This is a genomic window from Alloyangia pacifica (assembly GCF_020524285.1).
GTDB lineage: Bacteria > Pseudomonadota > Alphaproteobacteria > Rhodobacterales > Rhodobacteraceae > Salipiger > Salipiger pacificus_B.
Genome location: NZ_JAIVKX010000007.1, coordinates 16,072 through 40,810, shown reverse-complemented (window position 1 = coordinate 40,810; position 24,739 = coordinate 16,072). Strand labels below are relative to the sequence as shown.

The following is a 24,739-nucleotide window of genomic DNA, read 5'->3' as shown; positions in this document are numbered from 1 at the left end:
CCGGCGGATCCGGTCAGATCTGGTGAACAAACAGCCCTTCCTGGGCCTGCGCCGTTTGTTTCATGTGAAACGGCGCGGGATCTCTCCACAGGATCCTGTGGAGAGATCCCTCAGCGCGCGGCGCTCAGGATGGCGCAGAGTTTGTCGAGTTCCTCGAAGCTCTGGTAGCTGACCACCAGCTTGCCGCTCTCCGCCCCGGGCGCGTTCTGGATTGCGACCTTCATGCCAAGCGCCGCAGAGAGATCTCCCTCGAGCGCCCGCGTGTCCGCATCCTTCTGCCCGCCGCCGAAACTCGTTTGACCCTGTTTCGGGGCTTTCTGTGTCTGCGGCTTCGCAAGCTGCTCGGCCTGACGGACCGACAGCCTGCGCTTCACGATTTCCTTCGCCAGCTCCTCGGGGTTCTCCGAGGTGATCAGCGTGCGCGCGTGGCCCGCGGTCAGCTCGCCCTCGACCACCATGGTCTGCACCGTCTCCGGCAGGTTCAGAAGACGCAGCAGGTTGGCGATATGGCTGCGGCTCTTGCCCAGTGCCTCGGCGATCTTTTCCTGCGTGTGGCCGAAGCGGTTCATCAGCTGCTTGTAGCCGGCCGCCTCTTCGATCGCGTTCAGGTCTGCACGCTGGATGTTCTCGATGATCGCGACTTCGAGCACTTCGATGTCGTCGAACTCGCGCACCAGCGCCGGCACCTCGTGGAGCTGCGCCATCTGTGCGGCGCGCCAGCGACGTTCGCCCGCGACGATCTCGAACTCGCCCTCCGAGCCGGGACGCGGCCGCACGATGATCGGCTGAATGATCCCCTTCGTGCGGATCGATTCCGACAGCTCGTTCAGCTGGTCCGGCGTGAAGGTCCGGCGAGGCTGATCCTTGTTCGGGAACAGCTTCTCGATCGGGATCATCCGATCTGGCTGCCGCGGCGAAGCGTCTTCTTCCGCAACCACCGCAGGGCGCACATCCACATCCGACATCAGGGCCGACAGACCCCGCCCGAGTCCCCGACGCATTTCGCGTTTCTCTGCCATAACTGCCCTCTCGTCTCGAATTTGTTCTTATGCCGCCATCTGCGCGTTGTTGCGCAGCAGCTCGTCCGCCAGCGCCCGGTAGGCCAGCGCGCCCTTGGAATTGGTGTCGTAGGTCAGCACCGGGCAGGCATAGGACGGCGCCTCGCTGACCCGCACGTTGCGCGGGATCACCGTGTTGAACACCAGGTCGCCGAGGTTGGCGCGCGCGTCTTCCTCGACCAAGCGCGACAAGTTGTTGCGCGCGTCGAACATGGTCAGGACCACGCCTTCGATCCGAAGTTCCGGATTGGCGCTCTGCCGCACTTCGCGGATCGTCAGCATCAGCTGCGACAGACCCTCGAGCGCGAAGAACTCGCTCTGCAGAGGCACGAGGATCGAATGCGCCGCGACCATGGCATTGACCGTCAGCAAGTTCAGCGACGGCGGGCAATCGATGAGAATGAAGTCGAAGGCGAATTGCGCCATCTCGGCCTGGCGCAGCGCGTCGTGCAGCAGGAAGCTGCGCTTTTCGTTCGCCACCAGCTCGATGTCAGCCGAGGCCAGATCCACCGTCGCCGGGATCAATTTCAGGTTTGCGGTCTCGGTTTCGAGGATCATGTCCGACAGCGGCGCGTCCTCGAGCAACAGCTCGTAGGCGGTGTATTCCCGCGCCTCAGGCTCGATTCCGAGCCCAGTCGACGAGTTCCCCTGCGGATCGAGATCAACGATGAGCACCTTCAGACCGCGCTCTGCCAAGGCGGCGCCGAGGTTGATCGTCGTCGTGGTCTTGCCCACCCCGCCCTTCTGGTTCGCGATGGCTACGATCTTGGCCGCGCCCGGCCGGAAGGTATCAGACATGAGTCAGCGCTCCGATTTGCAAGACAACCGCGTGGGGATCCGTAAGACTTGTATGCCGTACCAGATCAAACTGCCACATCTTGCGTGCGTCTGCGATTTCTTTTTCGGCCTGCGCCCCCTTGGGAAAGAGTGCGGTGCCATTCTCGCACAGGTGACGGTTGGCAAAGCCCAAAAGTTTGTCGAGCGAGGCCAGCGCGCGGGCGCTGAGCAAATCTGCACCAAGCGGCGGAATTTCCTCGATACGCCGGGGCTCGACGTTCGCGTCGACCCCGGTCTCGCGCAGCACGGTGCGCAGGAAGGCGCATTTCCGCTGGTCACTTTCGACGAGCGAGACTTTCATCTCCGGCGCGAATTCATCCCGAAGGATCGCGACTACGAGCCCGGGAAAGCCGCCACCAACCCCGAGATCCGCCCAGTGCTGGGGATATTCCTGTGGAATACTCCAGATTTGTGCGGAATCCACGATGTGCCGGGTCCAGGCTTCCTCGAGCGTCGTCGGCGAGACAAGGTTGATCCGTGGATTCCACTTTCGCAGAAGGTCGGTGTAGTGCTCCAGGCGGTCCCATGTTTCACGTGAAACACTGAGACCGCCGCCAAGGTCCAACGCACTCATGCGCTGCGCGCCCTGTCGTTCCGACGAAGCCGAATGAGCAGAAGCGAGAGCGCAGCGGGCGTCATCCCATCCACTTTCGCGGCCTGCGCCAGCGTCGAGGGCTTGGCCCTCGCAAGCTTTTGCTTCAGCTCATTGGAAAGCCCTTCGATCGTCGAGAAATCGAAATCGGATGGCACTTGGTAGGTCTCATCGCGTTTAAGCGCTTCGACGTCGCGCTTCTGCCGGTCGATATAATTGGCGTAGAGCGCGTCCTTCGCGAGCTGTTCTCCAATTTCCAGGTCGATCGCCGTCAGTTCCGGCACATGCTGGCGCAGGAACTCCATGGAGATGTCGGGGAAAGACAGAAGCTGGAACAGGCTCCGCCGCGCGCCATCCGCATTCATCTTGAGCCCGAGCTCGGTCAATTCGCGCGGAGTCATAGAGATCTCGCTGAGCACGCCCCTGCCCTGCTCGAGCTTCTCAGATTTTTCGAGGAAGGCAGCCTTGCGGGTTTCCGAGACGCAGCCCAGGGCAATCGCCATTGGAGTAAGCCGTTGATCCGCGTTGTCTGCCCGAAGCGACAGCCGGAATTCCGCGCGCGAGGTGAACATGCGGTAGGGCTCGGTCACACCCCGCGACGTGAGATCGTCAATCATCACGCCGATATAGCTTTCCGCGCGGCTGAAGGTGATTTCCTTTTGCCCGAGGCTCTGCGCGGCGGCGTTGAGCCCCGCAACCATGCCCTGAGCCGCGGCTTCCTCGTATCCCGTGGTACCGTTGATTTGCCCCGCAAGATACAGTCCAGAGCAGGCTTTCACCGAAAGCCGCAGGTCCAGCGCCCGCGGATCGACAAAATCATACTCGATAGCGTAGCCGGGCTGCAGGATCTTTGCGGATTCGAGGCCTAGGATGGAGTGTACATAGGCTTCCTGCACGTCCTCCGGCAGCGAGGTCGAGATTCCGTTGGGATAGACCGTGTGATCGTCCAGTCCCTCGGGCTCAAGGAAGATTTGGTGGGACTCCTTGTCGGCGAACCGCACGATCTTGTCTTCGATCGAGGGGCAATAGCGGGGGCCGATACCCTCGATATGACCGCCATACATGGCCGAACGCGAGAGATTGTCGCGGATCAGCTCGTGTGTGCGCGCGTTGGTATGGGTGATGCCGCAGGAGATCTGCCGGACAAAGGGTTCTTTCGACAGGAAAGAGAACATGGCCGGATCGTCATCGCCCGGCTGGATGTCGAGAATGTCCCAATTGATCGTCCGCCCGTCGAGACGCGGCGGCGTCCCGGTTTTCAGGCGACCGAGCGGCAGGGCCATCTCGTCCAAACGTTCGGCCAGCTTTACAGCCGGCTTGTCGCCCATGCGTCCGCCCGGGCGTTTTTGCTCGCCAATATGGATGACGCCGCGAAGGAACGTGCCCGTGGTGAGCACTACGGCCGCCGATCTGAGCTCGGATCCGTCGGCAAGGACGACACCCTGCACGAGGTCTCCGGTTTTCAGCAGATCCGTCACCTCCCCTTCCACAATGGAAAGGTTCGGCGCGGCCTCCACCTCGCGGAGCATGGCTTCGCGGTAGAGTTTTCGGTCGGCCTGTGTTCGCGGCCCCTGCACTGCGGGGCCCTTGCGACGGTTAAGAAGACGGAACTGGATGCCCGCCTGGTCCGCCACGCGGCCCATGACACCGTCCATGGCGTCGATTTCGCGCACAAGATGGCCCTTTCCGAGCCCCCCAATGGCCGGATTGCACGACATTACCCCGATCCCGCCTCGGGTCAGGGTGACGAGCGCCGTTTTCGCGCCCATTCGCGCCGAAGCCGCGGCGGCCTCGGTGCCCGCATGTCCGCCCCCCACGACGACGACGTCAAAATCGAGTTGTTTCACGTGAAACACTCCTTACTTACCCAGGCAGAAGCTCGAAAAGATCTTGTCCAGAAGATTTTCCACGTCGACGCGCCCGATCAGGGCTTCAAGGCGTCGAATCGCGACCCGGACTTCTTCTGCAGCGATATCGTACCGCTCGGGTCCGAAATCAAGCAATTCCAGCCCGGTTGTGAGCGCATCGGCGCCGTCCTGGAAGGCAATTCTATGCCGTTCCCGCGTTGCAAGCCCGCTGGACTGCACACGCTCGGACAAGGTCGCGCCGATTTCCGAAATCAGCGCTTCGATCCCCTGCCCGGTTGCGGCGGAAATCGCCTGCGCGTCGCCGGAGAGATCTCCCTTTGATCGCCGCACGAGGTCACCCTTCCGCGGGAGAACGTCGAGCGTTTCGTCCGCCTCGAGCAGGAAGACCCGCAGGTCCGCCAGTTCGGCGCGATCGCGGGCGCGCTGGATGCCGATTTTCTCGACCGGATCTGCCGCCTCGCGCAGCCCGGCCGTATCAAGAAGCGTGACCGGCAGCCCGGCGATTTCCATGCGGACCTCGATCACATCTCGGGTGGTGCCGGCATGCTCCGAGGTGATGGCCGCGTCGCGACCCGACAACGCATTGAGAAGAGTGGATTTTCCGACGTTCGGACGGCCAATGATCGCAACTTCGAAGCCGGATCTGATGCGTTCGGCAGCGTCGACACCCGCGAGTTCCCGCTCCAGCTCGGCCTTTACCTTGATGAGCGCGGTGCGCACGTCGTCGCTGACGTCGACCGGCACCTCTTCATCGGCGAAATCAATCGTCACCTCGAGCAGAGAGGCGGCGAAGATCAGCTCCTCACGCCATGTCTCGACCTTTTTCCCGAGCGCGCCGGCAAAAATCGTCATTGCCTGCGTGCGCTGGCTGTCGGTTTCCGCCTCGATCAGATCCGCCAGCGCCTCCACCTGAGTGAGATCCAGCCGGTCGTGTTCCAGCGCGCGGCGCGTGAACTCACCGGGCTCGGCCTGGCGGATCCCCTCCATCGCGGCGAGCTCGCGGAGCACCGCACGCAGGATGGCGATACTGCCGTGCAGGTGGAATTCGACGACCTGCTCGCCGGTGAAACTCTTGCCGTCCTCGAAGGTCAGAACCAGCGCCTCGTCGAGCAGCTGCCCTGCCCCGTCGGTCAGCTTGCGCAGCGCGGTGCAACGCGGCGTTGGAACATCGCCGCAAAGACGAGAACAGGCGTCCCATGCGGAGGGTCCGGAAACCCTCACCACGGAAACGCCTGCTTTGCCGACCGCGCTGGCAAGTGCGAAGATCGTATCCATCCCCGCCTCCTTTGCGGTTTATGTTTAGCTGTTCATGGAGTCGAAGAACTCGCCGTTGGTCTTCGTCTGCTTGAGCTTGGAGAGCAGGAACTCGATCGCATCGGTCGTGCCCATCGGGTTGAGGATGCGGCGCAGCACGAAGGTCTTCTGCAGGTCGATCTTGTCGGTGAGCAGATCCTCTTTCCGGGTGCCCGACTTGAGAATGTCGATCGCCGGGAAGACCCGCTTGTCCGCGACCTTGCGGTCGAGCACGATTTCCGAGTTACCGGTGCCCTTGAATTCTTCGAAGATCACCTCGTCCATGCGCGAGCCGGTGTCGATCAGCGCGGTGGCGATGATGGTGAGCGAACCGCCCTCTTCGATGTTCCGCGCGGCACCGAAGAAACGCTTCGGACGCTGCAGTGCGTTCGCATCGACACCACCGGTCAGAACCTTGCCCGACGACGGCACAACGGTATTGAAGGCTCTACCAAGTCTTGTGATCGAGTCGAGAAGAATCACAACATCTCGTTTATGCTCGACGAGACGCTTGGCTTTCTCGATGACCATTTCCGAAACGGCCACGTGACGGGTTGCCGGTTCGTCGAAGGTCGAGGAGATCACCTCGCCCTTCACGGAACGCTGCATGTCGGTGACTTCCTCGGGGCGTTCGTCGATCAGCAGGACGATCAGGTAGCACTCGGGGTGGTTCTTCTCGATCGAGCTGGCGATGTTCTGCAGCAGCACCGTCTTACCGGTGCGCGGCGGTGCCACGATGAGCGAACGCTGGCCCTTACCAATGGGCGCGACCAGGTCGATGATCCGGGCCGACTTGTCCTTGATCGTCGGATCCTCGATTTCCATCTTCAGGCGCTCGTCGGGATAGAGCGGCGTCAGGTTGTCGAAGGCGATCTTGTGGCGCGCCCGGTCCGGATCCTCGAAGTTGATCGCCGAGACGTCGACCAGCGCGAAGTAGCGCTCTTCGTTGTCGGGCGCGCGGATCTCGCCTTCGATCGTGTCGCCGGTGCGCAGCGAGTACTTCCGGATCATTTCCGGCGAGACATAGATGTCATCGGGGCCCGGCAGGTAGTTCGCCTCGGGCGAGCGCAGGAAGCCGAAGCCGTCCTGCAGCACCTCGAGCACGCCGTCGCCAAAGATGGTCCAGCCCTCGTCTGCGCGCTCGCGCAGGATCTGGAACATCATCTCGCCCTTGCGCATCGTCGATGCGTTTTCGATGTCCAGCTCTTCGGCCATCGCCAGGAGATCTTTCGGGCTCTGCGCCTTCAGATCAGACAGGTTCAGACGCTCGACGATATCGGCATCAGTCATGCATTCCTCCGGGCCACGGTTGGCCGTCGCTTTCGCAGTATCCTGCGGATGTCTTTCGGGAAGGTCCCACCAGAACAGGTGTTGAGAAGATGCCTATCTGCTCCCCCGGTCGAAGTCAATTCCCGGGGCCGAGCACGTCGGCCCGGCCTAGTTTTCAAAAAATTAAATAAAGAAAAGAAGAGATGATTTTGTTTATTGGTAACCCGACTCCGGTGGATCAAATGTTTCACGGAACCCTATCCACGGCGGATCCCTCTGTGGATAGATCTGCGGAGATCCCTCGGATCTGCTTTGGGTGAATCGACGTTCTGATCATGTAAAAAAGGCCTTTGAAAGCAATAAGGTCCATTGTGGATAGATCTTGAAGAGATCCGGTCGGATCCGGTTCTCCACAGTGGGAAGTTATCCAAACCCACAGACTCAGGAATCACCCCGACTCGACGTGAACCTCGGGAGATCTCCCCAGCCTTGAAACCGGGGGCGATTTTCCCCAGAAGCTTCCCCTGACAAAGGCCCAAGTCTGCGAACAGGTTTATCCCCATGAGTCTTCCGCTCGTCCTCGCCTCCGGCTCCCAGATCCGCGCCGATCTGCTGCGCGCCGCCGGCGTTTCCTTTGGAATCGAGGTGGCGCGTGTCGACGAATCCTCGATTCGCGACTCGCTGCTGGCGGAGGGTGCGCCGCCGCGCGACGTGGCTGACGCGCTGGCCGAGTATAAGGCGCGCAAGGTTTCCGACCGGAACCCCGGCGCGCTGGTGCTCGGCTGCGATCAGGTGCTGAGCTGCAACGGCAAGCTCTATTCCAAGCCCGACAGCCCCGAGGAGGCGCGCGCGCAGCTCTTGGAGCTGCGGGATCAGCGGCTGCATCTTTTGTCGGCGGCGGTGATCTACGAAGGCGGCGAGCCGGTCTGGCGCCATGTCGGCGTCGCGCGTCTCAAGATGCGGGCTTTCTCCGAGGCCTATCTCGACGATTATATAGAGCGAAACTGGGAGAGCCTGCGCAGTTCCGTGGGGGGCTTCAAGCTGGAGGAGGAAGGCGTGCGGCTGTTTGCGAGTATCGAGGGAAGCCATTTCACCATTCTTGGCCTGCCCCTGCTGGAGCTTCTGGGCTTCCTGGAAGTGCGCGGGGTGATCGCGGGATGAGTGCAGACAGGATCCCCCTGGCCGGCGTCATCGGCTCGCCCATCGCGCATTCGCTCTCTCCCCTGCTGCACGGGCACTGGCTGAAGAGCTACGGGCTGCCCGGCCATTACATTCCTATGGAGGTTCCGGCGGCCAAGCTGGAAGAGACGCTGCGGCTGCTGCCCGAGATCGGCTTTGTCGGGGTGAACATCACCATTCCGCACAAGGAGCGGGTGATGGAGATCGCCGACGTGGTCTCGGATCGGGCGACGCTGATCGGCGCGGCGAATACGCTGACCTTCCGCGAGGGCGGCCGGATCTATGCCGACAACACCGACGGCTATGGTTTCATCGAGAACCTCAAGCAGGGCGCGCCGGAGTGGCGGGCCGCTGCGGGCCCGGCGGTGGTGCTGGGTGCGGGCGGTGCCTCGCGCGCGGTGATCGCCTCGCTGCTCGAGGCGGGTGTGCCGAAGATCTATCTCAGCAACCGCACCCGGACCCGCGCCGAAGCGCTGCGCGAAGACTTCGGACAGCGCATCCATGTGATCGACTGGGTGCATGCGGGCAACGTGCTGGAAGAGGCGAACACGGTGGTCAACACCAGCTCGCTGGGCATGGTCGGCAAGCCCGAGCTGCGGGTGCCACTGGACGGGTTGCGGCCGGGCACGCTGGTCACCGACATCGTCTATACGCCGCTGGAGACCCGTCTGCTGCGCATCGGGCGCGAGCTGGGCTGCACCTGCGTCGATGGGCTGGGCATGCTGCTGCACCAGGCGGTGCCGGGATTCGAGCGCTGGTTCGGCCAGCGCCCGGTGGTGGATCAGGCGACCCGCGACGCGGTGCTCTGATGCGCTTCAAGCTTGGGCTCACCGGATCCATCGGGATGGGAAAGTCGCAGACCGCGGAGTTCTTTGCCGAGGCGGGCTGCCTCGTCTGGGACGCCGATGCGGCGGTGCACAGGCTCTATGGTGCGGGGGGCGCCGCGGTGGCGGCCATCGCTGCAGAGTTCCCGCAGGCCATCGTGCAGGGCGCCGTTTCACGTGAGGCGCTGCGCGAGGTCATCGCGGCGGATGCCGGGGCGCTGAAGCGCATCGAGGCCATCGTGCACCCGCTGGTGCGCGCGGACCGCGCCGCGTTCGACACATCCCACCCCGAGGCCATCGGCGTCTTCGACATCCCCCTGCTCTACGAGACAGGGTCGGAGGCCGAGTTCGACGCGGTGGCCTGCGTCACCATTCCCGAAGAGTTCCAGCGCGACAGGGTGCTGGCACGCGGCACGATGAGCGCGGCGGATCTGGATCGCATCCTCGCCCGCCAAATGCCCAATGCCGAGAAATGCGCCCGCGCGGATTTCGTGATCGTAACGGACACGCTGGACCATGCCCGTGCGCAGGTTCAGGATGTGCTGAAAGAAATCGAAAGGCGGATCGATGCGTGAGATCGTTCTCGACACCGAAACCACCGGCTTCGAGCCGGAACAGGGCGACCGCATCGTCGAGATCGGCGCGGTCGAACTCTACAACCACGTGCCCACGGGCAAGGTCTACCACCAGTACATCAACCCCGAACGCTCGATGCCGCAGGAGGCCTTCGAGGTGCACGGGCTGGGGGACGACTTCCTGCGCGACAAGCCGGTCTTCGCCAAGATCGTCGACGAGTTCATCGCCTTCGTCGGCACCGACGCCAAGCTGGTGATCCACAACGCCACCTTCGACGTCAAATTCCTCAACGCAGAGTTGAAATGGGCGAACCGGCCGCAACTACCGAAGGATTGCGCGATCGACACGCTGATGATCGCGCGCAAGAAGTTCCCCGGCTCGCCGGCCTCGCTGGACGCGCTCTGCCGACGTTTCGGCATCGACAACTCCAGCCGGACGCTGCACGGCGCGCTGCTCGACAGCGAGATCCTGGCGGAGGTCTATCTGGAACTGATCGGTGGCAAGCAGCCGGATCTGGTGCTGGCGCCGGTGTCCTCGGGCCGCAACAGCGCCGGCGGTGACGAGGAATGGCGTCCGTCCCGGCGGCCCGTGGCCCTGCCTTCGCGGCTCACCGAAGAAGAAAAGGCGGCTCACGCCGCCTTTGTCGATAAACTCGGAGAAAACGCGCTCTGGTCGCGGGGCTGAGGCCCCGCCACCATCTTTGCGCTTACGCGTCGAGCTTGCGCTCTTCGCCGGTCGCGGCAGTTGCCTGCTGGCGGCGTGCGATCTCGTTGCGGTACAGCGCGACGAAATCGATGGTTTCCAGGTTCAGCGGCGGGAAGCCACCGTCGCGGGTCACGTCCGACACGATGCGGCGCACGAAGGGGAAGAGCATCCGCGGGCACTCGATCAGCAGGAACGGGTGCAGCTGCTCCTGCGGCACGCCTTCGATGTTGAACACGCCGGCGTAGTCCAGCTCGAGGATGAACAGCATGTCGCCGGTCGCCTTCGACTTGGACTCGACCTTCAGCTTGAGGACGACCTCGTACTGGTTCTCGGCGGTGCGCTTCTTGGCGTCGAGGTTGACCTGCACCTGCACGTCGGGCTGGACCTCACCGCTCACGCCCTTTTGCGCGAGGATGTTCTCGAAGCTCATGTCGCGCACAAATTGCGCCAGCACGTTCATCTTCACCGCTGCCGGGGTCTGCTGTTCGGCGGCTGCGCCGTTCTCGGTTGCTTCTTCAGCCATGGAAAGCTCCTGTTGGAATTTTGTATCCCGAATAGCAGCCCGGGATAGGCGGCTCAATGCTTAGTCCAGCCTGACCCGGGGTGATTGGGACGTTTCGACGGCGGCACCTCGGTATAATCGCCCTCGATCACGTCATCCTCGCGCGGGCCGGGCCGGTAGCGTTCGGTCTGCGGGCCACCCTGCGCGGTGCGCGGCCCCTGCCCGCCCATCTCGAAGCGCTGCACCTTGATGCGGCTCGACACGAAGCGCATCACCGCGTCGCGCACCGCCGGGATAAGCAGCGCGAAGCCGCAGGCGTCGGTGAAGAAGCCCGGCGTCAGCAGCAGCGCGCCGGAGAACAGGATCATCGCGCCATGCGCCAGCGGCCGGGTCGGATCCTGCAGCCGCGAGAACGAGCTCTGCACGTCGGTCAGCGCCCGCAGCCCCTCGCGGCGGACCAGCGCCGTGCCGAGAATTGCGGTGACGACGACGATCAGCAACGTCGGCCAGAGCCCGATCAGCCCCCCGACCTGGATGAACAGCGCGATTTCGATCAGCGGCACTGCGACGAATGCCAGAAAAAGCCACATGGCCTCACTCCTTTTCCGTGGCTGCGCACCGGTAGACTTGGCGCCGCCCAGTGCCTACATAGGAATGCAACATCAGATTTTCCATGTTTTGCCCAAGAGGTGCCGATGAATATGCCGATCGTCCAGCTGCTGGTACTTGCCGCGATCGCGATCTTCCTGATCCTGCGTCTGCGGAGCGTGCTGGGCACACGCGACGGGTTCGAGAAGCCGCCCGCGCAGGCGCCTGCCCGCCGTGATGACAGCCGTCGCGACTTCGAGGTGATCGAAGGCGGGCCGGACCACGACATCATCGACCACGCGCCCGAGGGCAGCCCCTCGGCCAAGGCCCTGGCCAAGATGAAGGCGGCCGAGCCGAGCTTCAACGTCGGCGAATTCCTCGGCGGGGCGCGCGGCGCCTACGAGATGATCCTCATGGGCTTCGAGCGCGGCGATGTCGAAGAACTCAAGCCCTTCCTCGCGCCCGATGTCTACGACAGCTTTGCGGAGGTGGTCGAGAACCGCCGCCAGCAGGGTCTGACCATCGAGGCCGAGTTTGTCGGCGTGCGCGAGATGTCCCTGGTCGAGGCGACCTTCGACGAGGCCACCAAGCTGGCCGAGATCACCGTGCGCTACACCGGCGAGCTGACCTCGGTGGTGAAGGATGCGACCGGCACGGTGATCGAGGGCAGCCCGACGTCTGTGAAACGTCAGAAGGACGTCTGGACCTACGCCCGCAACATGGGTAGCGACGATCCGAACTGGCAGCTGGTCGCGACCGACGAATGAGGCGCGCGATCCGGGCCGCCGTGCTGACAGGAGCAATACTGACAGGGACCATGGCCGCTGCGGAGAGCGACACCAGCTACGAGATCCTGAGCTTCGGCGATCTCGACGGATGGGCGACGGATGATCATTCCGCCGCCCTTTCGGTTTTTCTGAACACCTGCGGCGACATGAACGATCCCGACTGGGGCTCGCTCTGCGCCTTGGCGCGGGATGCCGGCGATGCCCGCGCCTTCTTCGAGCTGTTCTTCCGCCCGGTGATGATCACCGGCACGCCGGAGGACGAAGAAGAGGGCACCGAAGGGCTCTTCACCGGCTATTTCGAGCCGGAGATCGACGGCGCCCTGCAGCGCGATCCGCTGCACAGCCACCCGGTCTACCGCCTGCCCCCCGAGGTCGGCGAGACGGAGGGGCCGTGGCTCTCGCGCCGCGACATTCTCACCGGCGAAGTGATGCAGGGCCGAGGGCTCGAGATCGCCTGGGTCGCCGACCCGGTCGAGCTGTTCTTCCTGCAGGTGCAGGGCTCGGGCCGCATCCGCCTGCCCAATGGCCATCACCTGCGGGTGGGCTACGGCGGCGCCAACGGCCATCCCTACCGCTCGATCGGCCGCGAACTTGTCGAGCGCGGCATCTTCACCCTGCACGAGGTTTCGGCGCAGGTGATCAAGGCCTGGGTGCGCGACAACCCCGAGGACGGGGCCGAGCTGCTGATGCACAACCCCTCCTATGTCTTCTTCCGCGAGGTGAACGAGGTGCCCGCCGAGCTCGGCCCGCTTGGCGCGATGAACCGCTCGATCACGCCGCTGCGCTCGATCGCCGTGGACCCGGCCTACGTGCCTCTGGGCGCGCCGGTGTGGATCGAGAAGGCGGGCGCCGAGCCGATGCACCGGCTGATGATCGCGCAGGACACCGGCTCGGCCATCAAGGGTCCGCAGCGCGCCGATGTTTTCATGGGCACCGGCGACGAGGCCGGGCGGCGGGCCGGCACGATGAAGGATCCGGGCCGCCTGGTGGTGCTGCTGCCGATCCAGCGCGCTTATGCCCTGCTGCCGGAGTCGGTGCTGTGAGCCGCCGCAAGCTGCGCCCCGAGGAGGTCGAGCTCTGGGAGCTCGTCGCGCGCAGCGCCGAGAAGCTGCCGGGCCGCAAGGTGGCGCCCGAAGCCCCTGCCCCGAAACCTGCCAAGCTGCGCAAGCCGATCACGCCCCGCGACCCGGTACAGAATTTCGCCCTCGGCACCCGCGCCCCGAGCCCGCAGGAGCGGCACGATTTCTTCGCCTCCACCTCCGACCGGCTGGCGCAGGATCCGGTGCGCATGGATGCCAAGGCGTTTGGCCGGCTGAAGCGCGGCAAGCTGCAGCCCGAGGCGCGGCTCGACCTGCACGGCATGACCTTGGACCAGGCGCATCGCGAGCTGGTGGGGTTCATCCTCGGCACGCAGATGCGGGGCTTCCGGCTGGTGCTGGTGATCACCGGCAAGGGCATGCGCGAGGATCCGCACGACCCGATGCCGCGCCGACGCGGCGTGCTGAAGACCCAGGTGCCGCAATGGCTGCGCATGCCGCCGCTTTCGGCCTGCGTGCTTCAGGTCTCGGAAGCGCATATCAAGCACGGCGGCGGCGGCGCCTACTACGTCTATCTCAAGAAGCGGCGGTAGAGCGGCGAACCAATCCGCCCGGCGCCCGGCACGTGGAAACCTCAGCCAAGGATCATTTCGTCATGCTCGGCGAGGTAGATGCGCAGCCAGGGCGTGAACGCCTCCGGTTCCGCCGCGATGCGGGCGCGCAACTCGGGCAGCGTCAGCCATTCGGTGGCCATCACCTCGGCGGTATTGGGCGCGGCCTCGACCCCTGCCCCTGCCTCGGCGACGAAGATGTCGACCAGCTCGTGCTCGGTCATGCCGCCGCCGACCTCGGCGCGGTATTCCACCTGCCCGCGATACTGCGGATCGAGACCGCGCAGCCCCAGTTCCTCGTCGAGACGGCGCAGCGCGCAGTCGCGCGGATCCTCGTCCCAATGCGGATGGGTGCAGCAGGCATTCGCCCAGAGACCCGGCGTATGGTATTTTTCCAGGGCGCGGCGCTGCAGCAGCGTGCGGCCCCCGCGCATGACGAAGACCGAGACCGCCTTGTGGCGCAGCCCCTTGAGATGCACGTCGAGCTTGTCCGCCGGGACGAGCTCTCCGCCCACCCATGCGGGAATGTCCTGGGCCATGCGGCGCCTCCTTCTGAGGCGTCTGTTTCCTCCGTGCCCGCGGCGAGGTCAAGTCGGGGGTTTTTCCCGAGGCGGGCATTCCGTCGCAGCGCAACGGGCCGCAGAGTGACTTAGAACTGTCCCTGGAGACGCGAAACTGGAGAATGGTATGTACAACAAGATGATACTTGGCATCGCGGCGATGTTCATGGCGGGCTCGGCGCAGGCCGGGGATGTCGCGGCGGGTGAGAAACTCTTCCAGCAGCGCTGCCGCGCCTGCCACATGATCCAGGCCGATGACGGCACGGCGATCCAGAAAGGCGGCCGCACCGGGCCGAACCTCTACGGGGTGATCGGGCGCGTGGCGGGCAGCGAGGAGGGCTACCGTTACAAGGACTCCATCGTCGAAGCCGGGCAGAAGGGCCTGACCTGGGACGAGGCGAGCCTCGAAGCCTATGTGCAGGATCCCTCGGGCTTCCTGAAAGAATATCTCGACGACAGCGGCGCGCGCTCGGGCATGACCTTCAAGCTGAAGAAAGGCATGGAAGACGTCTACGCTTATCTCGCCTCGGTCTCCGAGTAAGCCAGGCATAGCCGCTGAAATGACAAAGGGCGCTCCCGAGGGAGCGCCCTTTTTGGTGTCCGCGGTCCGGGACCGGTCGGCGTCAGTTGACCAGCGCGGTGGTGCGCTGGGTGGTCGTGACGCCGCTGTTGACGATGCTGAGCAGCGTCTGCAGGCCGGCCAGCGGGCTCTCGGTCGCCAGCACCACGTCGTCGGGGTAGATCTGGAACTTGCGCGCGGCGAAGAGCCCGTCGGCGGTGGTCATGTCGAAGGAGAAGACCACCTGCTGCATGTTGGGCTTGGCACCGCCCGTCCCGAGCTGCTTCGGCGTGTACTCGCGCAGCACCATCACCCCGGTGGGATCGGCGCGCACGTCGTAGAGGCCGCCGATCAGCGACAGCGCCTCGAGCGCGTTGATCTGGTCCTTGGGGAAGGTCACCAGCGTCTGCCGCGACGAGGCGCCCATGCCGGTGAAGGTGCGGTAATCCTCTTCGATCACCACCGTGTCACCGGGCATGAGCAGCGAGTTGTAGGTGCCGCTCTCCATCAGCGTGCGGGCCGAGATCTCGTAGGTGGCGCCCTGCCGGATCAGGCGCACCAGCGGGTTCTTCAGCCCGGGGCTGATGCCGCCGGCGTCGGCGATGGCGCCGAGGATCTTGTAGTTGCGCGAGGGCATCGGGAAGCTGCCCGGCTGGGCGACGCCGCTGACCATCTCGATGGCATTGCCGCGGCCCTCGGTAAGGCTGACCTGCACCTGCGCGGTGGGCACGATGGCCTCGAGCTTCTCCTGGATGCGGCCGCGGGCCGAGGCCGGGCTGAGCCCGCGCACGAAGACCTCGTCGACATAGGGCAGGAAGACCGCGCCGTTCGAGCCGACCTCGACCCCGGGCAGCACAGTCGATTTCTCGGCCGGGTTGGTCAGCAGCGAGTTCTCCTGGCTGTCCCAGATGCGGATGTCGATATGGTCGCCGGTCTGGATCACGCTCTGGTTCGAGCCGGTCGCGGTGCGCGGCCAGTGGCCGTCCAGCGTCGGGCCGGTTTCCGGCCAGGAGGCGATCAGCGGCATGTTGGCGCGGGTGACCTCGACGACCTGGTAGGTCGGGGTCTCGCTGTTGGCTTCGGCGAGGATCTCGGATTGCATCGCCGCGCCGCGCGGCAGCGCGCAGCCCCCCAGAAGAGCAAGGCTCGCAGCGACGGCAAAAAGACTACGCGAGAGTTTCAACACAGGTGTCTCCGGGGCATTCCGAGGGTTTCTAAAGGTTTGAGCAAAGTGATAGACAGTTTCTGGGCTTGGGAAAAGTCGCTTGCGCCGAGGTGGCGCCTTCGACGTGGGTTTTCTCTGCGCCGGGCCGTGGGATTGCTTGCAGGAGACGAACGGGGATGACGGTTTCGAAGCGCTTGCTCGACATTTGCCTTGCCGCGCTGCTGCTCGTCCTGCTGTCGCCGCTGATCCTCGGCATCAGCCTTGCCATCCTGCTGCGCGACGGTCGCCCGGTGCTCTACCTGTCGGAACGGATGCACAGCCCTGCGCGGGGCTTTCGCCTGTGGAAATTCCGCACCATGCGCCCCGACGCCGGGGATCGCGGTGTGTCGGGCGGAGACAAGAGTGACCGGATCTCGAAAACGGGAAAATTTCTCAGGCGTCACCGGCTCGACGAGCTGCCGCAGCTCTGGAACATCCTGCGCGGCGATATCAGCTTCGTCGGCCCGCGCCCGCCGCTGCGCCGCTACACCGAGATGTTTCCCGAGCTCTACACCGAGGTGCTGCGCGCGCGGCCCGGGGTGACGGGTCTGGCCACCCTGGCCTTTCACCGCACCGAGGAGCGCCTGCTGGCGCCCTGCCGCGATGCCGACGAGACCGAGGCGGTCTATTGCCGCCGCTGCGTGCCGCGCAAGGCGCGACTGGACCTGATCTACGCGCGCCGCCGGAGCCTGTGCTACGATCTGCGCCTGATGGCGGCAACCGTGGTCAGGCGCGTCGGGCTGCATTGATCAGCGCCGCAGCTGCTGCATGGTGACGTACCCGGTGGTCTTGCCCAGCCATTGCCGCGAGCCGACGATCTCGCCGCCCGCATCGACAATGTAGACATCGGCGAAGTTGGGGGCGGTCTCGCTGCTGCAGGCGGCCCGGACCGTCGTGCCGCTCACGCCGGGGGTCACCTCGACCTGCTGCTGCGGACGGATCTCGCAGCTGTAGACAAGCTCTTCGGTCACGTCCTCGGGGGTGAGGTAGCGCTGCACGTAGCGCGCCTGCCCGGCGCTGCGGGCGCGCACGAGGCTCAGAAGCTGGTCTTCCTCGACCGACATCAGGTCACCGCCGAGGCCTCGCGTCGCGGTGATCATGCCGTGACGCAGCACGATGCCCTGGCGGTTGGCGGTGCCATAGGTGCGGTGCTCGCCGCTGCGCTCGATTTCCAGCGCCACGGCCTCGGACTTGCGCGCCTCGATGCGCAGCCGGATCACCGGCAGGTCGGTGGCGGCCAGGGTCTCGGCGATCTCCTGGTCGGAGATCGGCGTCTGGTCCTCGTTGTCCTTGCCGAAAAGGCTGGCATAAGCGGTTTCAAACACCGGGTCGCGGTTGTCGTCGTTGCCGCAGGCGGCCAGCGCTGCGATCAGCCCAGTCAGAAGCGCGACGCGGCAGGTCGTCTTGAAGCTCATCGCCAGAATCTCCCCCAGGAGGTGGCCACGTCGGGCTCGTGGTTGTCACGGATGCGTTCGTAGAGCCGGTCGCTGACCGACAGCTTGGCGCCGCCGTCGCGCTGCACCGAGCGGATGGTGAAGGTGCTATCGCTGCGCGAGGGCTTGCCGGTGCCGATGGAGACCGGGATGGTGAAGAACAGACCCTTGTCGAAGGATCCCTCGCCGAAGTCCTTGGAGGACACGTCGGTCTTGGTCGCGAAGGCACCGATCCGCCAGCCGTTGGCGAACTCGCGGGCGACGGTCAGCGTCGCGCCCTTGTCTCCGGCGATGTAGCGGCCGACGTCGAGCTGCGTGTTGTAGCCGTTGCCGAAGTCGTAATAGGCCGACACATGGCCGTTCACATGCGGGAAGCTGCGGGTGATGCCGGTGACCGGGTCGGTGGTCTCGTTGCCCTGCAGGCCGAACAGCATGTCGAAATCGCGCCGCTCGACGTAGTTCAGCTCGGCCCCGAGCGCGAGGCGGCTGCCCACGGGCTTCCACAGAATCTCGGCAGAGGCGCCGGCGTACATCGTCTCGAGGTAGCCCAGCGTCAGGCGGCTGTAGAGCTGGCTGGCGGGCTTGCCGTAGAAGGCCAGCGTCAGGCGCGGAATGCGCGGATCGGCCTCGCGGGCGTATTCGGCATAGTCGGTGCGGACCCGTGGCAGGTTGGAGGCGGACTCGCGGGTGATGTCGTCGATGTTGCCGACGATCTTCTTGCCGATCGAGCCCCTCAGCACGATGTTCGGACTGAATTCGATCTGGCCGCGCAGGGCGACGCCGAGGTCGAGCCGCAGCGGGCCGTCGGGATCGAAGGTGGCGTAGTTGTAATAGGGCGCCAGAGACCACAGGAAGCGCGGGTGATCGTCGAGCTCCATCGGCGGCGTGTTCGCCGGGGCCTCGCCGAAGCCGGTGCGTGCCAGCATGTCGGCGGCGGCCTCGTTTTCCAGCGCCTCGAGATCCGAGCGGCGCAGGGTGATGGCCGAGGCCGGCATGCCGCGCTCGGAGGGGACGATGACGAATTCCTCGACCGAGCCGGGCAGGATCCGGCTCATCGCCCGGGCCGCGCGGCCGACCGCCTGCGAGGTGGCGCCATAGGTGTCGTTGCGCAGCCGCAGCGTGGCGCGGTTCGGTTCGAGATCGAAGCCCTCGAGTTCCAGCTTCTCGCGCGACAGGCTGCGTGCCAGACGCGCCTGCGTCGAGGCTTCGGTGCCGGAGATATCGCTGGTCCAGCCAAGATCGCGCGCCTCGGCGGCGCTGCGCGGCTTCACCGGAAGCGGCGCGGTCTCGGTGCCGCCGGGCACGCCGAGCGTCTTGGGGTTCATCGTGTAGGTATATTGCGCGCCGATGGTGCTGCCATGGGCGTAGTAGAGCGACAGCTGGCTGCCGCCCTTGAAGCGGTAGTCCATGCCGACATTGATCGGCGAATTGTGCTCGAAGGTCGAGTTCTCGCGCTCGAGGTCGTATTGGTCCGAGGAATACTCGAGCTTGAAGGTCAGCCGGTCATCCGGCGACCAGGCGATGCCGCCGAAGGGCGCGATGTCGCCGCGGAACCAGCGGTCGGTGGTGGGCTGGCCGCCGTCGTCGAGCACCTCCTCGGAGCGGGTGCCGAAGCCGCCGAAGCCGTTGTAGCTGCCGAGACGGCCCCAGCCGAGACCGCCGGTGACTTGCAGCCCGGGCGCGATGGTCTTGGTGGCGACGAGGTATTCGGCGCTGTAGAGGCCGGTTCCGATGAAATCCTGCAGGCCGATCACCACCGAGGGGCGCCAGCCGCTTTCGGTCAGAAGCTGGAAGCGCACATCGAAGCTGCGGTCGTAGTAGACCCCGTCCACCGAGGCGCGGTGATCGAAGCTGCCGATGCCGGTATAGCGGAAGGTGCCGACGAGCCGCGGGGCGATCTGGAAACTGACCGACCCGCGGTTGGCGGTCCCCATGCGGCCGTAGGTCAGCGCCAGCGTGGCATCGGGCGACATGTTGGCGTCGGGCATGTCCACGAGGCCGGGCAGGCCGTAGAGGTTGTAGCTCGGCACGGTGTCCGCATGGGGGGCGCCCGCCAGGGCCGTTGCCCCTGCGAGCAATGCCGCGATACCTGCCCGTCGTGCCATCACGTCCTCGTCTTGTTTTGTTGTCTTGCTTAGGTGTTTTCCCAAGAGCTAGAGGCAATCGCCGCCCCTGTCCATCAATCTGCATGCCGCAGCGTCGCGGCTGTGGGTTCTGCGGCACGGTTGCCTGCGGCGGGCGGGCGAAGTTCCGCGCAGAGCCGCGTCAAAGGGGGCGCGTGGCCGATAATCCCGGGCATTCGAAATTTTAAGCCAGGGGTAACCGCCGCGGGCTATCCCGTCTCCGGGGTGTTTGGAAGGTGGTGGATATGGCCGTCGACAGCAATGTCGCGCCAGTCATCATCAAGCGGAAGAAGAAGGGCGGCGGCCATGGTCATCATGGCGGCGCCTGGAAGGTCGCCTACGCGGACTTCGTGACGGCGATGATGGCCTTCTTCATGCTGATGTGGCTGCTCAACGCGACGACAGAGAAACAGCGCAAGGGGCTTGCGGATTACTTCAACCCGACGATTGCCGTCGCCCGGATTTCCGGCGGGGGCGATGGGCTCATGGGCGGGGACAGCACCTTCTCCGAGAACGTGCTGCCGCGCATGGGCACCGGCTCGACCGCGCTCGAGGCGACAGAGAAGAACGCCGCGCGGGGCAGCGAGACCATGGGCGAGTCCGATCCCGATGCTGCCGAGTCCGCCGAGCTCGAGGAGCTGCGGGACCGGCTCACCGCGCGCCACGGCGAGAGCATGGTCGACGACGGGCTGATGCGCCACGTGGTGACGCGGGTCACCGACGAGGGTCTGGTGGTCGAGCTCTTCGAGACCCCCGAGGCACGGCTCTTCGCCGAGGACGGCGGCCCGACGGCGCTGCTGCGGCGGCTGGCGCAGATCATCGCCGGGGCGAGCCGCACGGTGCGCAACCCGCTCGCCGTCGAGGGCCACGTGCCGGCATCGCCCATCGTCCTGGCGCGCGACCGTTCCTGGGAGCGGTCGGCGGAGCACGCGAGCCGCATGCGCGAGCTGCTGCAGGCCGAGGGTGTGCCCGGCGCCAGGCTTGCCCGGACCACCGCCCATGCCGACCGCGAGCCCGCGCGCGCCAACCCCATGGACACGCGCAATGGCCGGGTCGAGGTGATCTTCCTGCGGCAGTGACGTGCCGCGCGGAGCGGGCAGGGCGGCTGTGCTCCCGCCTGTGTGGCGGGGCACGGCTCCGCCGCGCAGCGCTCCGATGCGACGTGCGGGGCGTGCCACCCATACTGTGACATCCAAACTGTGGCACGCCAACGGTGACACCTCGGAAGGCGACATCTGGGAAGCGGGCATCTGCAAAGGTGGCATCGGGGAAGGTGGCGCCTGGGCGGTCAAAGACCCCTCCGCGAAATCGCCGGGATTTTACCTGTTAGCCCGCCGTTAAGCCGGGGTTCGTAGGGTTCGGAGGACGGGAACAGGTGACAGCAGAAAGGCGCGCCCATGACTATCTCTTCGTCTCTGAACGCCGGTGTCTCGGGTCTGACTGCCAATGCCAGCAGGCTCGCCGCGATCTCCGACAATATCGCCAATTCCTCCACCTACGGCTACCGCCGCGCCGAGACGGAGTTCAATTCGCTGGTGATGACCGACGGCGGCCGCTCCTACACGGCGGGCGGGGTGATGTCCTCGAACATGCGGGTGATCGACCAGAAGGGCTCGCTGGTGACGACCGGCAATGCCACCGATCTCGCGGTGCGGGGCAGGGGGATGCTGCCCGTGGTGGGCGGCCCGCAATACCAGGCCAACCCGGCAGAGCCCGAGCTTCTGCTCACCTCCACCGGCTCCTTCCGCATCAACGAGGAAGGCTACCTGGCGGACGAGCTGGGGTACTACCTCATGGGCTGGCCCGCGGATATCGACGGCAGCATTCCGAATTTCCCGCGCGACACGGTCGACGGGCTCGAGCCGGTGCGCTTCAGCCTCAACCTGCAGGGCGATCCGACCACCGCGGTTGAGATGAGCCTGAACCTGCCCGCCACCGCCACCATGTCCGATTCCGATGGCGCGTCGGAAACGCTCTCGGTGGAATATTTCGACAATCTCGGCGTCTCGCAGAACATCTCGATGACCTTCACGCCGACGGTGCCGGCCACCGGCATGTCGAACGAATGGACCATCGTGATGACCGATTCCGCCTCTGCCGGCGCGGTGATCGGCGAATACGTGGTGACTTTCGACGACACCCGCGCCGCGGGCGGCAAGATCAGCACGGTCACCACCGTCTCCGGCGGGGCCTACAACGCCACCACCGGCACCATGACGGTGACCGTGGCGGGCGGGCCGATCGAGGTCGACATCGGCGCGATCGGCGACGACATCGGCCTCTCGCAGCTGTCCAACAGCTTCGCGCCGATCTCCATCGCCAAGGACGGCTCGCCGGTGGGCAACATGGTCTCGGTCGAGGTCGACGAGAACGGCTACGTCAATGCGCTCTACGACAGCGGGGTGAGCAAGACGATCTACCAGATCCCGCTTGCCGACCTGCCGAACCCGAACGGCATGATCCCGATGGACAACCAGACCTTCAAACCCTCGCCGGAAAGCGGGTCCTACTTCCTCTGGGACGCGGGCGACGGGCCGACCGGCGACATCAAGTCCTATGCGCGCGAGGAATCCACCACCGACGTGGCGCAGGAACTGACCGACATGATCCAGACGCAGCGCGCCTATTCTTCGAACGCCAAGGTGATTCAGACGGTCGCGTTGTCCTTGGCGCTGGCGACACTCTTGCCGGTCGAAATCTCGCCCTGCGTCGTGTCCAGGTTCATGTTGATGGTCTTGAGGGTCTGCAGCGCGACCATCGCGCCGTTGTTCGTCAGGATGCTAGACATTCGTTTCGTCCTTGAATTTGGCGCTTTGCGCCATTCCTGTCTGCGGTTGCACCTCCTGCGTCGTGCCGCACGCGTCGCCCAGGACTGCACTACGGAGCGATAGCCCCCGATGCTGAAGAGCGCCGCAGGGCGGGAGGGGAAACCTCTCGGGACGTCGTTCTGACGAAGCAGGCGGGGGTCCTGCCCCCCTGCGCCATCCAGCTTTGGATGCCAGAGCAACCTAGCCTGTGAGATCTTAAGCCCGGGCTAAGCCGCCTTCGAATCCGCCGCGGTGACGCGGGTAAACGCCTAAATTTTCTTTTGAAGTTTTCCCGCCTGTCCGGACCCGAGCCGGGTCCGGCGCCCGACCGGATCGTAGATATCCATCTGGTGGATCAGCTGCTGCCAGGCGGTGAGCCTGCCCTGCGCGGCGGCGAGCCCCTTCAGCGACATGTCGAGCAGCCTTTGGTTGCGCTGCAGCTCGGCCAGGAGCCGCGGCGCATGCCGGCGCAGCCGTTCAGGGTCCGCCGCGTAGCGCGCGAGGCTGGCTTCCTTCTTGCGGGCAAGCTCGGGCAGTTGGCCCAGCTGACCCGCGAGCAGGGCGGTTCGCTCGGCGTCGAGCAAAGCCAGCAGCGCTGCCGGCTCCGATTCGATCGTCGTGGCACGCGGGGGCCGGGCCCTCATCGACTTGATGCCCGCTGAGCCAGCCGGGCTGGCAGCACATCGACCCTGTCGGCGAGGCGCGCGGCATATTCCTCTCGTAGGAAGGATGCGAACTGCTCCTCGCCGGCGCCGCCGCCGTAGCTGGCGCGGCTTGCGAATAGGCCCGAGAATTTCAACATTTGCGAGACGTACAGGCGGTTGAGCAGGGCGTGCTGCGGGGCAAGGGCCTGGCCCTTCAACGGGTCTGTCATGACGATCCTCCGGATGACTCGGTCGTGTGCTCCCCTCGATGTTTAAAATGATCCCGGTAAAGGTATTCTTAGCGGCTATGGGTGCAGGCTTGGGAAGTATTGCCTGACCTGGGGTTTACAGAATGGTCCCGACGCAAGCGATGTTCCCGGTGTCGTCTGACGCGCAAGCGCGCCCTGCGCGCGAGCCTGCAATGCACTTGGAAAGAGCAGCCGATCCCCAGAAGCAAGGCGCGCACAGAGAGGATTTCAGCGAGTTTCTAAAGAGGGTGATGCCTGACATGCGGCCCGTCGGGCCCGTCTTTGGTCAGGAAGTTTCTTCGGAGGAAATCGGCCCGAACGATCCAGAGGAGGGTCCCGAGAATGCGCTTGAGCCGGAACCTCTCGAAAACCAGCAGATGGCCGGTGTAGATGCGATCCGCGGAACCGTGACTTCGGGTGTGGAGACTGCTGAAATGGCGCAAGCCGCCACGGACGCCGGGTCGCGCCGGGGCTCTGCATCTCAGAAAGGCTTGCCGGGAGGGGCCGCAGAGGTCGACACAAGCGGGTCGCATGTCGCGTTATCAGCATCTCCTGAACTTTCGCGGCGAGACGAAAGCCTGCCCAACGAGCTGACCCCTTCCGCTCCCGCGTTCAAGGGCTCGGTCGGTACCTCGCGGGGGCGGCACGATCTGTCGAAGGGCGAAGGGCGGGATGTGTCAGAGCCCGAACGTCAAGGGGAAGGCCGGAATGCGGTTGTTCAGGCTGTCAGCCAGGGTGACGCCGCCGGTCAGGAGGGTTCCGATGCGAAGCGTGCGACTACCGGTGCGGCCCCTGGACAACTGTCCGTTTCCCATCTCGATGTCGCGTCCGTCGACCCGGGCGCGAGCCTCGGACACCCCGAGGAGAGGCAGACGGGGCGGGCGTTTCCGCGGGGACTTGTCGGGAACCGGGGAAGCGATGATCCAAGCGGCGCAGGCGTGAGCACGCAGGAGGGCGGCATAGACGCACCCAAGCGCAAGCGGGCTAGTACACAGCAGAGGTCGTTTCGCGAAGGCACGATTGCCGTTCGACGCGCTATCGAACCGAGCCCACAGGTCGGGATGACGGCGTCGGCGGGCGCTCCTCCGACACCGGTGCCTGGCGCCGAACCGGGCCTGCGGGCCTCGGGGCAGGCGGTCATTGGTGACGACGCCGTCGCGCAAGGTCGATCTGCGGCGCACCATTCGCGCTTCGCGGAGAGCGCGACTGATCCCGGGCGTAGCTTTGCTACGCCTTTCCTCGTGGATGGTACGGCTCGGCAGATGCCTGAAATGGCGGGAGAAGGGATGCCGCGGCGGGATGCCTTTGCCGCGCCGGAAGGTATCTCGTATCGGATGCCAAGTTCGCGACTCTTTGACTCGATGGGGGGACAAGCGGAGGTGCCCCTCTCCTCCGATTCGGGTCCAGAGACAGCGGTGGAGCAGTCAGCGCGGA

At 65.2% G+C, this 24,739-nt stretch carries 25 protein-coding genes; 11 read left to right on the top strand and 14 right to left on the bottom strand.

What is annotated here, in order from left to right:
* Positions 1–110: 110 nt before the first annotated feature.
* Genes LC039_RS10360 through rho form a run of 6 tightly spaced genes read right to left on the bottom strand, consistent with a single transcriptional unit; the run spans position 111 to position 6,938 of the window.
* Positions 111–1,019: a ParB/RepB/Spo0J family partition protein gene (locus tag LC039_RS10360; protein ID WP_226623881.1), complete on the bottom strand. Its 909-nt coding sequence runs from the start codon at positions 1,017–1,019 to the stop codon at positions 111–113.
* A gap of 27 nt (positions 1,020–1,046) precedes the next feature.
* A complete protein-coding gene (locus LC039_RS10355; RefSeq protein ID WP_226623879.1) occupies positions 1,047–1,856 on the bottom strand; it encodes a ParA family protein in 810 nt (269 codons plus the stop codon).
* Positions 1,849–2,469, bottom strand: coding sequence for a 16S rRNA (guanine(527)-N(7))-methyltransferase RsmG (gene rsmG, locus LC039_RS10350; protein WP_226623878.1), 621 nt, complete (start codon positions 2,467–2,469; stop codon positions 1,849–1,851). Before rsmG ends, LC039_RS10355 begins: the two co-directional genes overlap by 8 nt.
* Positions 2,466–4,343, bottom strand: coding sequence for a tRNA uridine-5-carboxymethylaminomethyl(34) synthesis enzyme MnmG (gene mnmG / locus LC039_RS10345; RefSeq protein WP_226623877.1), 1,878 nt, complete (start codon positions 4,341–4,343; stop codon positions 2,466–2,468). Before mnmG ends, rsmG begins: the two co-directional genes overlap by 4 nt.
* A 3-nt stretch (positions 4,344–4,346) precedes the next feature.
* Positions 4,347–5,630 carry a tRNA uridine-5-carboxymethylaminomethyl(34) synthesis GTPase MnmE gene (gene mnmE, locus LC039_RS10340; RefSeq protein ID WP_226623876.1) on the bottom strand — a complete coding sequence of 428 codons (1,284 nt, stop codon included), beginning with the start codon at positions 5,628–5,630 and terminating at the stop codon, positions 4,347–4,349.
* 24 nt (positions 5,631–5,654) lie between these two features.
* Positions 5,655–6,938 (bottom strand): transcription termination factor Rho, encoded by a 1,284-nt coding sequence (gene rho / locus LC039_RS10335; protein ID WP_226623874.1) that lies wholly within the window; start codon positions 6,936–6,938, stop codon positions 5,655–5,657.
* Positions 6,939–7,478: 540 nt separating this feature from the next.
* On the opposite strand from rho, the gene LC039_RS10330 reads away from it, so the two are divergent.
* The 4 genes from LC039_RS10330 to dnaQ are packed head-to-tail and all read left to right on the top strand — an operon-like array spanning position 7,479 to position 10,180.
* Positions 7,479–8,078 carry a Maf family protein gene (locus LC039_RS10330; protein WP_226623870.1) on the top strand — a complete coding sequence of 200 codons (600 nt, stop codon included), beginning with the start codon at positions 7,479–7,481 and terminating at the stop codon, positions 8,076–8,078.
* Positions 8,075–8,905, top strand: coding sequence for a shikimate dehydrogenase (locus LC039_RS10325; RefSeq protein WP_226623869.1), 831 nt, complete (start codon positions 8,075–8,077; stop codon positions 8,903–8,905). Before LC039_RS10330 ends, LC039_RS10325 begins: the two co-directional genes overlap by 4 nt.
* Positions 8,905–9,495 carry a dephospho-CoA kinase gene (coaE, locus tag LC039_RS10320; RefSeq protein ID WP_226623867.1) on the top strand — a complete coding sequence of 197 codons (591 nt, stop codon included), beginning with the start codon at positions 8,905–8,907 and terminating at the stop codon, positions 9,493–9,495. The genes LC039_RS10325 and coaE overlap by 1 nt, the downstream gene beginning before the upstream one ends.
* Positions 9,488–10,180, top strand: a complete 693-nt coding sequence (gene dnaQ / locus LC039_RS10315; RefSeq protein WP_226623864.1) for a DNA polymerase III subunit epsilon — start codon at positions 9,488–9,490, stop codon at positions 10,178–10,180. The genes coaE and dnaQ overlap by 8 nt, the downstream gene beginning before the upstream one ends.
* A gap of 22 nt (positions 10,181–10,202) precedes the next feature.
* On the opposite strand, the gene secB is transcribed toward dnaQ, so the two are convergent.
* Together secB and LC039_RS10305 are read right to left on the bottom strand one after the other, a co-directional pair.
* Positions 10,203–10,724, bottom strand: a complete 522-nt coding sequence (gene secB / locus LC039_RS10310; RefSeq protein ID WP_226623863.1) for a protein-export chaperone SecB — start codon at positions 10,722–10,724, stop codon at positions 10,203–10,205.
* 53 nt (positions 10,725–10,777) lie between these two features.
* The gene (locus tag LC039_RS10305) at positions 10,778–11,293 is read right to left on the bottom strand and encodes an FxsA family protein (RefSeq protein WP_226623862.1); all 516 of its coding nucleotides are present in this window, start codon (positions 11,291–11,293) and stop codon (positions 10,778–10,780) included.
* A 105-nt stretch (positions 11,294–11,398) separates the two neighbouring features.
* Between LC039_RS10305 and LC039_RS10300 the strand changes: the two genes are divergently transcribed.
* The 3 genes from LC039_RS10300 to LC039_RS10290 are packed head-to-tail and all read left to right on the top strand — an operon-like array spanning position 11,399 to position 13,709.
* Positions 11,399–12,058, top strand: coding sequence for a Tim44/TimA family putative adaptor protein (locus tag LC039_RS10300; RefSeq protein ID WP_226623861.1), 660 nt, complete (start codon positions 11,399–11,401; stop codon positions 12,056–12,058).
* Positions 12,055–13,122, top strand: coding sequence for a murein transglycosylase A (locus tag LC039_RS10295; RefSeq protein ID WP_413463826.1), 1,068 nt, complete (start codon positions 12,055–12,057; stop codon positions 13,120–13,122). The genes LC039_RS10300 and LC039_RS10295 overlap by 4 nt, the downstream gene beginning before the upstream one ends.
* On the top strand, positions 13,119–13,709 hold the full coding sequence (locus LC039_RS10290; RefSeq protein ID WP_226623859.1) for a Smr/MutS family protein: 591 nt from the start codon (positions 13,119–13,121) through the stop codon (positions 13,707–13,709). Before LC039_RS10295 ends, LC039_RS10290 begins: the two co-directional genes overlap by 4 nt.
* A gap of 41 nt (positions 13,710–13,750) precedes the next feature.
* Here the strand turns inward: LC039_RS10290 and idi are convergent, their stop codons facing one another.
* Entirely contained in the window at positions 13,751–14,266 is a 516-nt protein-coding gene (gene idi, locus LC039_RS10285; protein WP_226623858.1) for an isopentenyl-diphosphate Delta-isomerase, read from the bottom strand.
* A 148-nt stretch (positions 14,267–14,414) separates the two neighbouring features.
* On the opposite strand from idi, the gene LC039_RS10280 reads away from it, so the two are divergent.
* A complete protein-coding gene (locus tag LC039_RS10280; RefSeq protein WP_226623857.1) occupies positions 14,415–14,828 on the top strand; it encodes a c-type cytochrome in 414 nt (137 codons plus the stop codon).
* An 82-nt stretch (positions 14,829–14,910) separates the two neighbouring features.
* Here LC039_RS10280 and LC039_RS10275 read toward each other — a convergent pair whose 3' ends face one another.
* Entirely contained in the window at positions 14,911–16,029 is a 1,119-nt protein-coding gene (locus tag LC039_RS10275; protein WP_226623856.1) for a polysaccharide biosynthesis/export family protein, read from the bottom strand.
* 158 nt (positions 16,030–16,187) lie between these two features.
* Here LC039_RS10275 and LC039_RS10270 point away from each other — a divergent pair, with 158 nt between their 5' ends.
* A complete protein-coding gene (locus tag LC039_RS10270; protein ID WP_226623851.1) occupies positions 16,188–16,799 on the top strand; it encodes a sugar transferase in 612 nt (203 codons plus the stop codon).
* On the opposite strand, the gene LC039_RS10265 is transcribed toward LC039_RS10270, so the two are convergent.
* Positions 16,800–17,465, bottom strand: coding sequence for a YjbF family lipoprotein (locus LC039_RS10265; RefSeq protein ID WP_226623849.1), 666 nt, complete (start codon positions 17,463–17,465; stop codon positions 16,800–16,802). It abuts the gene before it with no gap.
* Positions 17,462–19,588, bottom strand: a complete 2,127-nt coding sequence (locus LC039_RS10260) for a YjbH domain-containing protein (RefSeq protein WP_226623847.1) — start codon at positions 19,586–19,588, stop codon at positions 17,462–17,464. The genes LC039_RS10265 and LC039_RS10260 overlap by 4 nt, the downstream gene beginning before the upstream one ends.
* A 263-nt stretch (positions 19,589–19,851) precedes the next feature.
* Here LC039_RS10260 and LC039_RS10255 point away from each other — a divergent pair, with 263 nt between their 5' ends.
* Entirely contained in the window at positions 19,852–20,685 is an 834-nt protein-coding gene (locus LC039_RS10255; RefSeq protein WP_226623845.1) for a flagellar motor protein MotB, read from the top strand.
* A 318-nt stretch (positions 20,686–21,003) separates the two neighbouring features.
* Complete coding sequence (locus LC039_RS10250) at positions 21,004–22,497, top strand: flagellar hook-basal body complex protein (RefSeq protein WP_226623844.1); 1,494 nt, start codon at positions 21,004–21,006, stop codon at positions 22,495–22,497.
* 185 nt (positions 22,498–22,682) lie between these two features.
* Here LC039_RS10250 and LC039_RS10245 read toward each other — a convergent pair whose 3' ends face one another.
* Both LC039_RS10245 and LC039_RS10240 read right to left on the bottom strand, forming a co-directional pair.
* Positions 22,683–23,057 (bottom strand): hypothetical protein, encoded by a 375-nt coding sequence (locus tag LC039_RS10245; protein ID WP_226623842.1) that lies wholly within the window; start codon positions 23,055–23,057, stop codon positions 22,683–22,685.
* Positions 23,054–23,287, bottom strand: a complete 234-nt coding sequence (locus tag LC039_RS10240; protein WP_226623840.1) for a chemotaxis protein chel — start codon at positions 23,285–23,287, stop codon at positions 23,054–23,056. Before LC039_RS10240 ends, LC039_RS10245 begins: the two co-directional genes overlap by 4 nt.
* Positions 23,288–24,739: the final 1,452 nt, after the last annotated feature.

Bases quoted from the DNA above. Each gene is read 5' to 3' on its own strand.
- coaE (WP_226623867.1), top strand. From the start codon at position 8,905: ATGCGCTTCAAGCTTGGGCTCACCGGATCCATCGGGATGGGAAAGTCG.
- LC039_RS10240 (WP_226623840.1), bottom strand. From the start codon at position 23,287: ATGACAGACCCGTTGAAGGGCCAGGCCCTTGCCCCGCAGCACGCCCTG.
- LC039_RS10295 (WP_413463826.1), top strand. From the start codon at position 12,055: ATGAGGCGCGCGATCCGGGCCGCCGTGCTGACAGGAGCAATACTGACA.
- rsmG (WP_226623878.1), bottom strand. From the start codon at position 2,469: ATGAGTGCGTTGGACCTTGGCGGCGGTCTCAGTGTTTCACGTGAAACA.
- LC039_RS10325 (WP_226623869.1), top strand. From the start codon at position 8,075: ATGAGTGCAGACAGGATCCCCCTGGCCGGCGTCATCGGCTCGCCCATC.
- LC039_RS10250 (WP_226623844.1), top strand. From the start codon at position 21,004: ATGACTATCTCTTCGTCTCTGAACGCCGGTGTCTCGGGTCTGACTGCC.
- LC039_RS10305 (WP_226623862.1), bottom strand. From the start codon at position 11,293: ATGTGGCTTTTTCTGGCATTCGTCGCAGTGCCGCTGATCGAAATCGCG.
- LC039_RS10300 (WP_226623861.1), top strand. From the start codon at position 11,399: ATGAATATGCCGATCGTCCAGCTGCTGGTACTTGCCGCGATCGCGATC.
- idi (WP_226623858.1), bottom strand. From the start codon at position 14,266: ATGGCCCAGGACATTCCCGCATGGGTGGGCGGAGAGCTCGTCCCGGCG.
- LC039_RS10270 (WP_226623851.1), top strand. From the start codon at position 16,188: ATGACGGTTTCGAAGCGCTTGCTCGACATTTGCCTTGCCGCGCTGCTG.
- LC039_RS10245 (WP_226623842.1), bottom strand. From the start codon at position 23,057: ATGAGGGCCCGGCCCCCGCGTGCCACGACGATCGAATCGGAGCCGGCA.
- LC039_RS10255 (WP_226623845.1), top strand. From the start codon at position 19,852: ATGGCCGTCGACAGCAATGTCGCGCCAGTCATCATCAAGCGGAAGAAG.
- LC039_RS10330 (WP_226623870.1), top strand. From the start codon at position 7,479: ATGAGTCTTCCGCTCGTCCTCGCCTCCGGCTCCCAGATCCGCGCCGAT.
- mnmE (WP_226623876.1), bottom strand. From the start codon at position 5,630: ATGGATACGATCTTCGCACTTGCCAGCGCGGTCGGCAAAGCAGGCGTT.
- rho (WP_226623874.1), bottom strand. From the start codon at position 6,938: ATGACTGATGCCGATATCGTCGAGCGTCTGAACCTGTCTGATCTGAAG.
- secB (WP_226623863.1), bottom strand. From the start codon at position 10,724: ATGGCTGAAGAAGCAACCGAGAACGGCGCAGCCGCCGAACAGCAGACC.
- dnaQ (WP_226623864.1), top strand. From the start codon at position 9,488: ATGCGTGAGATCGTTCTCGACACCGAAACCACCGGCTTCGAGCCGGAA.
- LC039_RS10280 (WP_226623857.1), top strand. From the start codon at position 14,415: ATGTACAACAAGATGATACTTGGCATCGCGGCGATGTTCATGGCGGGC.
- LC039_RS10360 (WP_226623881.1), bottom strand. From the start codon at position 1,019: ATGGCAGAGAAACGCGAAATGCGTCGGGGACTCGGGCGGGGTCTGTCG.
- LC039_RS10260 (WP_226623847.1), bottom strand. From the start codon at position 19,588: ATGGCACGACGGGCAGGTATCGCGGCATTGCTCGCAGGGGCAACGGCC.
- LC039_RS10355 (WP_226623879.1), bottom strand. From the start codon at position 1,856: ATGTCTGATACCTTCCGGCCGGGCGCGGCCAAGATCGTAGCCATCGCG.
- LC039_RS10265 (WP_226623849.1), bottom strand. From the start codon at position 17,465: ATGAGCTTCAAGACGACCTGCCGCGTCGCGCTTCTGACTGGGCTGATC.